Annotated in this window: 12 protein-coding genes; 6 read left to right on the forward strand and 6 right to left on the reverse strand. The window is 59.9% G+C overall.

Going from position 1 to position 11,570, the window contains the following annotated elements; translation table 11 throughout:
- Positions 1–145: 145 nt before the first annotated feature.
- Positions 146–1,087 carry an AEC family transporter gene (locus tag AACY02_RS09685; RefSeq protein ID WP_339431737.1) on the forward strand — a complete coding sequence of 314 codons (942 nt, stop codon included), beginning with the start codon at positions 146–148 and terminating at the stop codon, positions 1,085–1,087.
- Between the two features lie 97 nt (positions 1,088–1,184).
- Here the strand turns inward: AACY02_RS09685 and AACY02_RS09690 are convergent, their stop codons facing one another.
- From AACY02_RS09690 to gatC, 6 genes are all read right to left on the reverse strand, one after another.
- Entirely contained in the window at positions 1,185–1,565 is a 381-nt protein-coding gene (locus tag AACY02_RS09690; RefSeq protein WP_221730050.1) for a carboxymuconolactone decarboxylase family protein, read from the reverse strand.
- Entirely contained in the window at positions 1,562–2,623 is a 1,062-nt protein-coding gene (locus AACY02_RS09695; protein ID WP_339431738.1) for a calcium/sodium antiporter, read from the reverse strand. The genes AACY02_RS09690 and AACY02_RS09695 overlap by 4 nt, the downstream gene beginning before the upstream one ends.
- Positions 2,624–2,669: 46 nt before the next feature.
- Positions 2,670–3,044, reverse strand: a complete 375-nt coding sequence (locus AACY02_RS09700) for a septal ring lytic transglycosylase RlpA family protein (protein WP_339431739.1) — start codon at positions 3,042–3,044, stop codon at positions 2,670–2,672.
- Positions 3,045–3,189: 145 nt separating this feature from the next.
- Positions 3,190–4,635: an Asp-tRNA(Asn)/Glu-tRNA(Gln) amidotransferase subunit GatB gene (gatB, locus tag AACY02_RS09705; RefSeq protein ID WP_339431740.1), complete on the reverse strand. Its 1,446-nt coding sequence runs from the start codon at positions 4,633–4,635 to the stop codon at positions 3,190–3,192.
- A gap of 10 nt (positions 4,636–4,645) precedes the next feature.
- Complete coding sequence (gatA, locus tag AACY02_RS09710; protein WP_339431741.1) at positions 4,646–6,097, reverse strand: Asp-tRNA(Asn)/Glu-tRNA(Gln) amidotransferase subunit GatA; 1,452 nt, start codon at positions 6,095–6,097, stop codon at positions 4,646–4,648.
- A 16-nt stretch (positions 6,098–6,113) separates the two neighbouring features.
- Positions 6,114–6,401, reverse strand: a complete 288-nt coding sequence (gatC, locus tag AACY02_RS09715) for an Asp-tRNA(Asn)/Glu-tRNA(Gln) amidotransferase subunit GatC (RefSeq protein WP_007915356.1) — start codon at positions 6,399–6,401, stop codon at positions 6,114–6,116.
- A 211-nt stretch (positions 6,402–6,612) separates the two neighbouring features.
- Between gatC and mreB the strand changes: the two genes are divergently transcribed.
- From mreB to rng, 5 genes are all read left to right on the forward strand, one after another.
- Positions 6,613–7,650, forward strand: a complete 1,038-nt coding sequence (gene mreB / locus AACY02_RS09720) for a rod shape-determining protein MreB (RefSeq protein ID WP_015093487.1) — start codon at positions 6,613–6,615, stop codon at positions 7,648–7,650.
- 141 nt (positions 7,651–7,791) lie between these two features.
- The gene (gene mreC, locus AACY02_RS09725) at positions 7,792–8,898 is read left to right on the forward strand and encodes a rod shape-determining protein MreC (RefSeq protein WP_339431776.1); all 1,107 of its coding nucleotides are present in this window, start codon (positions 7,792–7,794) and stop codon (positions 8,896–8,898) included.
- A complete protein-coding gene (gene mreD, locus AACY02_RS09730) occupies positions 8,898–9,389 on the forward strand; it encodes a rod shape-determining protein MreD (RefSeq protein ID WP_339431742.1) in 492 nt (163 codons plus the stop codon). Before mreC ends, mreD begins: the two co-directional genes overlap by 1 nt.
- 37 nt (positions 9,390–9,426) lie before the next feature.
- On the forward strand, positions 9,427–10,023 hold the full coding sequence (locus AACY02_RS09735; RefSeq protein WP_339431743.1) for a Maf family protein: 597 nt from the start codon (positions 9,427–9,429) through the stop codon (positions 10,021–10,023).
- A 58-nt stretch (positions 10,024–10,081) separates the two neighbouring features.
- A complete protein-coding gene (rng, locus tag AACY02_RS09740; protein WP_339431744.1) occupies positions 10,082–11,539 on the forward strand; it encodes a ribonuclease G in 1,458 nt (485 codons plus the stop codon).
- The last annotated feature ends 31 nt before the right edge of the window (positions 11,540–11,570 follow it).

Consider the following 11,570-nt stretch of genomic DNA (forward strand, 5'->3'; position numbering starts at 1 on the left):
CGTTCTTCGCGAGCAAGCCCGCTCCCACAGGGAAATGCATTTCAAATGTGGGAGAGGGCTTGCTCGCGAAGAGTGACTCACAGACGCCGGAGAACTTGTGGCTTATCATTAGGCCCCTAACGACGCTCACCCAAGGCTCTGCGGCATGCTGGCTATTTTCCTCGAAACCCTGAACATCACCGCGCCGGTATTTGCCATGCTGTTTCTCGGTGTGCTGCTCAAGCGCATCGACTGGATCAACGACAACTTCATCCATACCGCGTCGGCACTGGTGTTCAATGTTTCCATGCCGGCGTTGCTGTTCCTCGGCATTTTGCATGCTGACCTGCACGCCGCGTTGCAACCGGCGTTGCTGATCTACTTCTCGCTCGCCACCCTGGCCTGCTTCGCCATTGCCTGGGGCTGGGCGATTTTCAGATGCCCGCGTGAAGATCGCGGTATCTATACCCAAGGCGCATTTCGCGGCAATAACGGCGTCATCGGTCTGGCACTCGCCGCCAGTATGTATGGCGACTACGGGATTTCCCTCGGGGCGATTCTCGCCGCGTTGGTGATCCTGTTTTACAACACGCTCTCGACCATTGTGCTGGCGGTGTACAGCCCGGTGATCAAGTCCGATCCGTGGAGCATCTGTAAAAGCGTGTTCAGCAATCCGCTGATCATCAGCGTGATTGCGGCAGCGCCGTTTGCCTATTTCAAGATCAGTCTGCCGGGGTGGCTGGAAACCTCGGGTCAGTATCTGGCGCAGACCACCTTACCGCTGGCGTTGATCTGTATTGGCGGCACGCTATCGCTGGCGGCGTTGCGCAAGAGCGGCAGCATAGCGCTGAGTTCGAGTCTGGTGAAGATGATCAGTCTGCCGCTGCTGGCAACGGTCGGTGCCTGGCTGTGGGGGTTCCGCGGGCCGGAGTTGGGGATTCTGTTTCTTTATTTTGGCAGCCCGACGGCGGCGGCCAGTTTTGTCATGGCCCGGGCGGCACAGGGCAATCATGAACTCGCGGCAGCGATCATCGTGCTGACCACGTTGATGGCAGCGGTGACCACCAATTTGGGGATCTTCATTTTGCAGTGGGGTGGGTGGATCTGACCTGAGATTCAAAGGGGCGTTGGGCAACCTGCAATCGCCCACATTTGCAATGCTTGCCCCTGTGGGAGCGGGCTTGCCGGCGAAGACGTCAGTCCGGTCACTCAGGTTTCCGGTAACTGTCGATCACCTCCTGCGCCGCGCGAAACGCGTCAATCGCCGCCGGCACGCCGGCATACACTGCGCAATGCAGCAACGCCTCGCGAATCTCTTCGACCGTGCAGCCATTGTTCAACGCGCCGCGTACGTGACCTTTCAACTCTTGCGGGCACTTCAACGCCGTCAGCGCGGCAAGGGTGATCAAACTGCGGGTTTTGAGCGGTAAACCTTCGCGATTCCACACGCCACCCCAGGCATGTTCATTGACGAAGTCCTGCAGCGGCTGGGTGAACTCGGTGGCGTTGCCCAGCGCGCGATCAACGAATGCATCGCCCATTACCTGGCGGCGGATTTCAACCCCGGATTGCTTCGAATCGGTCATGGCACATCCCTCTTGTGGTGTTGGCGTCGCCAAGCGATGACTGACGTGAACAGCAAAAACGTCAGCAGCGTCGGCAAAACGTAAAACAGCATCAGCCGCTCGAGTTTGCCGGCCAGTGGCATGCCGGTGGTGAACGACACCACATGCAACCCGTACGCCAGATACAAACCGAGCAGCAACAGACCTTCGGCGCGGGTCACCCGGTAGCCGGAATAGAACACTGGCAGGCTCAGCACGGCGACGCCGAGCATCACCGGCAGGTCGAAATCCAGCGCATTGGGCGAGACCGACAACGGCGTCGGCGCGATCAGCGCGGTGAAGCCGAGTACACCGAGCAGGTTGAACAGGTTGGCGCCGATCACGTTGCCTACCGCGATGTCCCGTTGCCCGCGCAATGCCGCGATCAGCGACGTGGCGAGTTCCGGCAGCGAGGTGCCTACGGCGACCACGGTCAGGCCAATGACGCGTTCGGAAAAACCAAGATCGGTCGCCACCTCAATGGCAGCGCCTAACAGCAGGTGTCCGGCGAATACCAGCATCGCCAGTCCGACGATGATCATCAGCGAACTGCCGATCCAGGACGCCTGTGTTGCTTCGCCGTGTTCCGAGTGCGGTCGTGTCGAATGCCGTGACTGGCGCAGCAGTAAACCCAGGTAAAGCGCCAGGGCGCCCAGTAGCAGGATGCCGTCGAAACGACCGATTTCCCCATTCCAGGCCAGAACAAACACCAGCAGGCAGGCGCCGATCATCAGCGGAATGTCCAGGCGCACCAATTGTCGCGACACGCGCAGCGGAATGATCAGCGCCGACAAACCGAGGGTCACGAGGATGTTGAAGATGCTGCTGCCGACCACACTACCGACGGCAATGTCGGAGTTGTGTGCCAGCGTGGCTTGCAGACTCACCGCCATCTGCGGTGCGCTACTGCCCAGGGCAACAAGGGTCAGACCGATGATCAGTGGCCGTACATTCAGTCGCGCGGCCAGGCGTACGGCTGCACGCACCATCAGTTCGGCGCCGAAGATCAGCAGGCACAGCCCGGCAAGCAGTTCGATCACGCTGAGCAGTGGTAGGTCGGTCAGTGCGAAAATGGTCGGTGCTCCATCAGTTGTCGAGGGCCTGCACGCGAACCCGTGCGGTGCCGCTGCGCAGCATACCGAGTTGTTCGGCTGCCTCGCGAGACACATCGATCAACCGCCCACGGGTATGCGGGCCGCGATCGTTGATGCGGACTACGACCGATTCATCGTTTTTCAGGTTGGTGACCTTCACCCGGGTGCCAAAGGGGAGCTGGCGATGGGCGGCGGTCAGGGCATTCTGGTTGAACGGCTCGCCACTGGCGGTCCGTTTTCCGTGGTGTCTGGCACCGTAATAGGAGGCGACGCCGGTCTGGTCGTAACCGTGCGGGTCGATGATGTCGGTGCTGGCGCAACCGGCCAGTATAGAGAGCAGGGTGAAGGCGCCGAGCAGACGTTTCATTCAAAGGCTCCACAAAACAAATGTGGGGGCGGCGGTGCGACGAGGGGGTCACATTCAACAGCTTTGCTGACTGTCAGACCGCTTTCGCGAGCAAGCCCGCTCCCACAGGGGATGGAGCCAGACCTAGGTTCTGGCTCCGTTTGCATCAGCCTTCGAGCTTGCTTTTGAGCAGTTCGTTCACTTGCTGCGGGTTGGCCTTGCCCTTGGAGGCTTTCATGGCCTGGCCGACGAAGAAGCCGAACATCTTGCCGCGCTTGGCTTCGTCTGCCGCGCGGTATTGCTCGACCTGCTCGGCGTTGGCCGCGAGCATTTCGTCCAGTACCGCCGAGATCGCGCCGCTGTCGGTCACTTGCTTGAGGCCGCGCTTTTCGATGATCTCGTCGGCGCTGCCTTCGCCGTTGGCCATCGCTTCGAACACCACTTTGGCGATCTTGCCGGAAATGGTGTTGTCCTTGATGCGCTGCAGCATGCCGCCCAACAGTTCAGCGGAAACCGGCGACTCGTCGATGTCCAGGCCTTGTTTGTTGAGCAGGCTGCCCAACTCGACCATCACCCAGTTCGCCGCCAGTTTGGCGTCGCCGCCGATGGCTGCAACTTTCTCGAAGTAGTCCGCTTGCTCACGGCTGGTGGCCAGCACGTTGGCGTCGTAGGCCGACAGACCGAACTGGCTCTGGAAGCGCTCGCGTTTTTGCGGTGGCAGTTCCGGCAGGGTGGCGCGCACCTCGCCGAGGAACGACTCTTCGATGACCACCGGCAACAGATCCGGATCGGGGAAGTAACGGTAGTCGTTGGCTTCCTCTTTCGAACGCATCGGACGGGTTTCGTCCTTGTTCGGATCGTACAGACGGGTCTGCTGGATCACTTTGCCGCCGTCTTCGATCAGCTCGATCTGACGCTGGATCTCGGAGTTGATCGCCTTCTCGATGAAACGAAACGAGTTGACGTTCTTGATCTCGCAGCGTGTGCCGAACTCAACCTGGCCTTTCGGACGGATCGACACGTTGCAGTCGCAACGCAGCGAACCTTCGGCCATGTTGCCGTCGCAGATGCCCAGATAACGGACCAGCGCGTGGATTGCCTTGACGTAAGCCACGGCTTCCTTGGCGCTGCGCATGTCCGGCTCGGAAACGATTTCCAGCAGCGGCGTACCGGCACGGTTCAGGTCGATGCCGGTGGCGCCGTTGAATTCTTCGTGCAGGCTCTTGCCGGCGTCTTCTTCCAGGTGCGCGCGGGTGATGCCGACACGTTTGACCGTGCCGTCTTCCAGCGCGATGTCCAGATGGCCCTTGCCGACGATCGGCAATTCCATCTGGCTGATCTGGTAGCCCTTCGGCAGGTCAGGGTAGAAGTAGTTTTTACGGGCGAACACGTTGTGTTGACCGATCTGGGCGTCAATCGCCAGACCAAACATCACGGCCATGCGCACGGCTTCCTGGTTCAGCACCGGCAATACGCCGGGCATGCCCAGGTCGATCAGGCTGGCCTGCGTGTTCGGCTCGGAGCCAAACGTGGTGGAACTACCGGAAAAGATTTTCGACCGGGTGGTGAGCTGAGTGTGAATCTCCAGCCCGATCACGACTTCCCATTGCATGTGTGTCTCCTCAGAAGCCGGTTGGGGTGCGAGTGTGCCAGTCGGTGTTCAACTGATACTGGTGCGCAACGTTGAGCAAACGGCCTTCCTGGAAATACGGCGCGAGCAACTGCACGCCCACTGGCAGACCGTCGACAAAACCGGCCGGCATCGACAGGCCCGGCAAGCCCGCGAGGTTGGCGGTGATGGTGTAGACGTCTTCCAGATAAGCCGCGACCGGGTCGCTGTTCTTGGCGCCAAGTTTCCAGGCCGGGTTCGGCGTGGTCGGGCCGAGGATGATGTCGACCTCGTTGAAGGCCGCCATGAAATCGTTCTTCACCAGGCGACGGATCTTCTGCGCTTTGAGGTAGTAGGCATCGTAGTAACCGGCGGACAGTGCGTAGGCACCGACCATGATCCGGCGCTGCACTTCGGTACCGAAACCTTCGCCACGGGAGCGCTTGTACAGGTCGATCAGGTCTTTCGGGTGCTCGCAACGGTGGCCGAAACGCACGCCGTCGAAACGCGACAGGTTGGAGGAGGCCTCTGCCGGCGCGATCACGTAGTACGCAGGAATCGCGTGCTGCATGTTCGGCAGGCTGATGTCCTTGATCACGGCACCGAGCTTCTGCAACTCTTTGATGCTGTTGTGGATCAGCTCGGCAATGCGCGGGTCGAGACCGGCGCTGAAGTATTCCTTCGGCACGCCGATGCGCAGGCCTTGCAGCGACGTATTGAGGCTGGCGGAGTAATCCGGCACGGGCTCATCGATGCTGGTGGAGTCGTTCTGATCGAAGCCGGCCATGCCTTGCAACAAAATAGCGCAGTCTTCGGCAGTGCGCGCCAACGGGCCGCCCTGATCGAGGCTGGAAGCGTAAGCGATCATGCCCCAGCGCGAAACACGACCGTAGGTCGGTTTCAGGCCGGTGAGGTTGGTGAATGCAGCTGGCTGACGGATCGACCCACCCGTGTCAGTGGCGGTCGCCGCTGGCAGCAGACGAGCGGCAACTGCCGCCGCCGAACCACCGGACGAACCGCCCGGCACGTGTTCCAGGTTCCACGGGTTTTTCACCGCGCCGTACCAGCTCGACTCGTTGGCCGAACCCATGGCGAATTCGTCCATGTTGGTCTTGCCCAGGGTCACGGCGCCGGCAGCCGCCAGTTTCGCAACCACGGTGGCGTCGTAGGGCGCTTTGAAGTTGTCGAGCATCTTCGAGCCGCAGCTGGTGCGAATGCCCTGAGTGCAGAACAGGTCTTTGTGAGCGATCGGCGCACCGAGCAGGGCGCCGCTCTCACCGTTGGCACGGCGGGCATCGGCGGCTTTCGCCTGCTCCAGCGCCAGCTCTTCGGTGAGGCTGATGAAACTGTTGAGCTGAGGATCGAGCTGGGTGATACGCGCCAGCAGGACTTTGGTCAGCTCTTCGGAGGAAAACTTTTTATCGGCGAGACCGCGGGCGATCTCGGCCAGAGTCATTTGATGCATTGCAGGCTCTTTCCCTTTAGTCGATGACTTTCGGAACCAGATACAGGCCGTTTTCGACCGCTGGTGCGATGGACTGATAGGCCTCGCGATGATTGCTTTCGGTCACGACGTCGGCGCGCAGGCGCTGACTGGCTTCCAGCGGGTGGGCCAAAGGCTCGATACCGTCGGTATTGACGGCCTGCATTTCGTCGACCAGCCCGAGAATGCTGTTGAGGGCGGAAGTAATGTGCGGAAGATCGGCATCATTAAGGCCAAGACAGGCCAGATGAGCGATTTTTTCCACGTCGGAGCGTTCTAGCGCCATCGGGATTCTCCAGTGGAAAACAGAACGGACGGCGTCCGTGTGTTAGATTGTCGGAACACTACCGCACTTCTACGGTCATAAGGCCGCGATTGTGGGGCTTGGTGCACAGAAAAGCGGCCAATTTAACATATTGGCGCCTTGCCCAAAATCCCTGTCGTTGTTAGAGTTTGCCGCACTTTTTTACCCACGCGTTGCCTAGGGTCCCTTTCCCATGTTCAAGAAACTGCGTGGCATGTTTTCCAGCGATCTTTCCATTGACCTGGGCACTGCCAACACCCTTATTTACGTGCGCGAGCGCGGTATCGTCCTGAATGAACCATCGGTTGTGGCCATTCGGACACACGGTAACCAGAAAAGTGTCGTTGCTGTCGGCACCGAGGCCAAGCGCATGCTCGGCCGTACACCGGGCAACATTGCTGCCATTCGTCCGATGAAGGACGGCGTAATTGCCGACTTCAGCGTCTGCGAAAAGATGCTGCAATACTTTATCAACAAGGTTCACGAAAACAGCTTTCTGCAGCCTAGTCCTCGTGTACTGATCTGCGTTCCATGCAAATCCACCCAGGTTGAGCGTCGCGCCATCCGTGAATCGGCCCTTGGCGCCGGTGCCCGTGAAGTGTTCCTGATCGAAGAGCCAATGGCTGCTGCGATCGGTGCCGGCCTGCCGGTAGAAGAGGCTCGCGGCTCGATGGTCGTGGATATCGGTGGTGGTACCACTGAAATCGCACTGATCTCTCTGAACGGCGTGGTCTATGCCGAATCCGTGCGCGTTGGCGGCGACCGCTTCGACGAAGCGATCATCACCTACGTGCGCCGTAACTACGGCAGCCTGATCGGTGAGTCCACCGCTGAGCGCATCAAGCAGGAAATCGGTACGGCCTACCCGGGTGGCGAAATTCGCGAAGTCGATGTTCGCGGTCGCAACCTGGCCGAAGGCGTTCCACGCGCATTCACCCTGAACTCCAATGAAGTGCTGGAAGCTCTGCAAGAGTCCCTGGCAACCATCGTTCAGGCCGTGAAAAGCGCGCTGGAGCAATCGCCGCCGGAACTGGCTTCCGACATCGCCGAGCGCGGCCTGGTGCTGACCGGTGGTGGCGCGCTGCTGCGTGACCTCGACAAGTTGCTGGCTCAGGAAACCGGTCTGCCGGTGATCGTTGCCGAAGATCCGCTGACCTGTGTTGCTCGCGGCGGTGGCCGTGCATTGGAAATGATGGATAAGCACACCATGGATCTGCTCTCCAGCGAATAAGTCGCCGATTGCAATACGTGGGTGAGCGCGCAGGCAGCACTTTGCAGTGCTGCCTGTTGGCGTTTATCTTCTGTCAGTCTTCATCCAGGCCGGTTTGATGCCGTATGAATAAACAGAACATTTGCCTGGGAGGAGCGGCTTATTAAACCGCTTTTCGCCAAGGGCCCTTCGTTGGGCGTTCGCCTGCTGGTGCTGGCCGTGCTCTCGGTCGCACTGATGGTGGTCGATGCGCGTTTCAGTCTGCTCAAGCCTGCACGCAGCCAGATGTCGCTGGTGCTGATGGACGCTTACTGGATCACTGACCTGCCCGGTCGCTTGTGGGAAGGTGTCGCCAGCCAGTTCGGCAGCCGCACCGAGCTTGTCGCCGAAAACGAAAAACTCAAAACCGAAAACCTGCTGCTGCAGGGTCGCATGCAAAAGCTAGCGGCCCTCACCGAGCAGAACGTTCGGCTGCGCGAGTTGCTCAATTCCTCCGCGCTGGTCAACGAAAAGGTCGAAGTGGCCGAGTTGATCGGCATGGACCCCAATCCCTTCACCCATCGCATCATCATCAATAAAGGTGAGCGCGACGGTGTGGTCCTCGGTCAGCCGGTGCTCGATGCGCGTGGTCTGATGGGGCAGGTGGTCGAGTTGATGCCTTACACCTCCCGTGTATTGCTGTTGACCGACACCACTCACAGCATTCCCGTGCAGGTAAACCGTAACGGTCTGCGGGCGATTGCCAGCGGCACCGGCAACCCGGAACGCCTGGAACTGCGTCATGTGGCGGATACCGCCGACATCAAGGAAGGCGATCTGCTGGTCAGTTCCGGTCTCGGCCAGCGCTTCCCGGCGGGTTATCCGGTCGCAACCGTGAAAGAAGTGATTCACGATTCCGGCCAGCCGTTTGCCATCGTCCGTGCGGTGCCGACGGCAGCGCTCAATCGTAGCCGCTACATGCTGCTGGTATTCAGCGACAATCGCACCGCCGAAGAGCGCGCCAACGATGCAGCGCAAGCGCAGGAGGATCTGGATGCGCAGGGCGGTGGCCCGATGATGCCGGCGACTGTGCCGAAAACCGCACCCGCAGCGGCTGCAACGCCTGCCGCCACACCTGCAACGCCCGCCGCCGCTGCCGGTGCTACCCCCGTGAAACCACCTGCGAACAAACCGCCCGCCGCTGCAAAACCACCTGCGAACCAACCTGCTGCCCGGCCAGCGGCCAAACCGCCTGTCGCCGCGCCGGCCACCACCGGGAGACAAGAGTAATGGTCGGGGCTACCGCATCGCGAAACGGCTGGATCGTCTGGCTGACATTTCTCATCGGCATGCTGCTCAGCGTGTCGCCGCTACCGCAATTCATGGAAATTCTTCGCCCGCTTTGGCTGGCCTTGCTCCTGACATTCTGGGCGCTGTACATGCCGCATATGGTCGGCATGGTCACCGCGTTCTGTCTGGGGCTGGCTGAAGACGTGCTCTACGGCACGTTGCTTGGGCAAAACGCGCTCATCCTCACGTTGATCACTTTCCTGGTGTTGTCATTGCAACAGCGCCTGCGAATGTTCCCGATGTGGCAGCAGTGTCTGGTTATCCTGGTGATTTTCGGCCTCGCGCAACTCGTCCAGTTGTGGCTCAGCGCTTTGACTGGCAACCGCCAGCCGACCCTGGCGTTGCTGCTGCCGGCACTGGTCAGCGCCTTGCTTTGGCCTTGGATCAGCTTTGCTTTGCGTGGATTGAGCCGGCGCTACAAAATCAATTGATCCGGTGAAGCAAGGCACTGAACAGGGAGATGTTTTGATGAAGCCGCTTTACCTCGCCTCTGGATCGCCGCGTCGGCGTGAGTTGCTCACGCAGATCGGCGTTCCGTTCCACGCCATCAGCGCGGACATTGATGAAACCCCTCTCCCTGAAGAATCGCCTTCGGCATACGTTGAGCGCCTGGCACGCGGCAAGGCCGAGGCCGGGCGTCGTACGCTCGCGTCCGACCTGGCATGCTGTGTCCTGGGGGCCGACACCGCCGTGGTGTTCAACGGCAAAATTCTCGGCAAACCGGTGGACGAAGCTGACGCATGCGCCATGCTGATGCTGTTGTCCGGCAAGGAGCATGAAGTGCTGACCGCCATCGCGGTGCTTGAAGACCTGCATTGCGAGTCGCGGGTGGTGCGCAGTCTGGTGCGGTTCCGTCCGATCAGCGGTGAAGAGGCTGGCGCCTATTGGGCCAGCGGCGAACCCCGGGACAAGGCCGGAGGTTACGGCATTCAGGGGCTCGGTGCGGTGTTTGTCGCGGGGCTCAATGGCAGCTATTCGGCGGTGGTCGGGTTGCCTGTTTGCGAAACCGCAGAACTGTTGGGCCATTTCGGCATACCCTGTTGGCAAAACCTGAACGCGCAATGAGCGTCGTATGAATCCAGATGCGGCCATTATCGTGAACATGCCTGAACGAGATCCTGCCATGAGTGAAGAGATTCTGATCAACATCACGCCGATGGAGTCGCGCGTGGCGGTGGTCGAAAACGGTGTGCTGCAAGAAGTCCATGTCGAGCGCACGCAAAAACGCGGGATCGTCGGCAATATCTATAAAGGCAAGATTGTCCGGGTGCTGCCGGGTATGCAGGCTGCGTTCGTTGACATCGGCCTGGATCGTGCAGCGTTCATTCACGCAGCCGAAATCTCCGTGCGTGAAGGCCCGGCGGTGGAGAGCATCAGCGCGCTTGTGCACGAAGGCCAGAGTCTGGTTGTACAAGTCACCAAGGACCCGATCGGCTCCAAAGGCGCGCGTCTGACCACGCAACTGTCGATTCCGTCGCGCTATCTGGTGTACATGCCGCGCACCGCTCACGTCGGTATTTCCCTGAAAATCGAAGAGGAGGCCGAGCGCGAGCGGCTCAAGCAGGTGGTCAGCGACTGCGTGGCCAAAGAAGGCATCAAAGAGGCCGGCGGCTTCATTCTGCGTACCGCCGCCGAAGGTGCCGGCGCCGATGAAATCCTCATGGACATCCGCTACCTGCGACGCCTGTGGGATCAGATCAACGAACAGATCAAAACCATCGCAGCGCCAAGCGTGATCTACGAAGACCTCGGTCTGGCCCTGCGCACGTTGCGTGATCTGGTTAACCCGAAGATCGAGAAAATCCGCATTGATTCTCGGGAAACCTTCCAGAAAACCACGCAGTTCGTCGCCGAACTCATGCCGGAAATCGCCGATCGTCTGGAGCACTATCCGGGCGAGCGCCCGATTTTCGACCTGTACGGTGTCGAAGACGAAATCCAGAAAGCCCTTGAACGCAAGGTTCCGCTCAAGTCCGGCGGTTATCTGGTAGTCGATCCGGCCGAGGCCATGACCACCATCGACGTCAACACGGGCGCGTTCGTCGGCCATCGCAATCTCGAAGAAACCATCTTCAAGACCAATCTCGAGGCGGCCACCGCGATTGCCCGGCAGATGCGCCTGCGCAATATGGGCGGGATCATCATCATTGACTTCATCGACATGGAAGATGAAGAGCACCAACGCCAGGTATTGCGCACGCTGGAGAAACAACTGGAGCGTGATCACGCCAAGACCAACATCATCGGCATCACCGAGTTGGGCCTGGTGCAGATGACTCGCAAGCGCACCCGCGAAAGTCTTGAGCAAGTGCTGTGCGAACCGTGCAGCAGTTGTCAGGGGCGCGGCAAGTTAAAGACGCCTGAGACCATCTGTTACGAGATTTTCCGCGAGATCCTTCGTGAAGCCCGGGCCTATCAGGCCGAGGGTTATCGCGTGTTGGCGAACCAGAAAGTGGTGGATCGTTTGCTTGATGAAGAATCAGGTAACGTCGCCGAGCTTGAAGGGTTTATCGGCCGCACCATACGCTTCCAGGTGGAAACCATGTATTCCCAGGAACAATACGACGTGGTGCTGCTCTGAATTCCTGCATCACCCTTTTTCAACAGCGGCT

Origin of the sequence: Pseudomonas sp. EA_65y_Pfl2_P78, assembly GCF_963970495.1 — a bacterium.
GTDB classification, from domain to species: domain Bacteria; phylum Pseudomonadota; class Gammaproteobacteria; order Pseudomonadales; family Pseudomonadaceae; genus Aquipseudomonas; species Aquipseudomonas baetica_A.

Coding starts and splice junctions, on each gene's coding strand:
- AACY02_RS09690 (WP_221730050.1), bottom strand. CDS start 1,565: ATGACCGATTCGAAGCAATCCGGGGTTGAAATCCGCCGCCAGGTAATG.
- gatB (WP_339431740.1), bottom strand. CDS start 4,635: ATGCAATGGGAAGTCGTGATCGGGCTGGAGATTCACACTCAGCTCACC.
- AACY02_RS09685 (WP_339431737.1), top strand. CDS start 146: ATGCTGGCTATTTTCCTCGAAACCCTGAACATCACCGCGCCGGTATTT.
- gatC (WP_007915356.1), bottom strand. CDS start 6,401: ATGGCGCTAGAACGCTCCGACGTGGAAAAAATCGCTCATCTGGCCTGT.
- AACY02_RS09735 (WP_339431743.1), top strand. CDS start 9,427: ATGAAGCCGCTTTACCTCGCCTCTGGATCGCCGCGTCGGCGTGAGTTG.
- mreB (WP_015093487.1), top strand. CDS start 6,613: ATGTTCAAGAAACTGCGTGGCATGTTTTCCAGCGATCTTTCCATTGAC.
- gatA (WP_339431741.1), bottom strand. CDS start 6,097: ATGCATCAAATGACTCTGGCCGAGATCGCCCGCGGTCTCGCCGATAAA.
- rng (WP_339431744.1), top strand. CDS start 10,082: ATGAGTGAAGAGATTCTGATCAACATCACGCCGATGGAGTCGCGCGTG.
- AACY02_RS09700 (WP_339431739.1), bottom strand. CDS start 3,044: ATGAAACGTCTGCTCGGCGCCTTCACCCTGCTCTCTATACTGGCCGGT.
- mreD (WP_339431742.1), top strand. CDS start 8,898: ATGGTCGGGGCTACCGCATCGCGAAACGGCTGGATCGTCTGGCTGACA.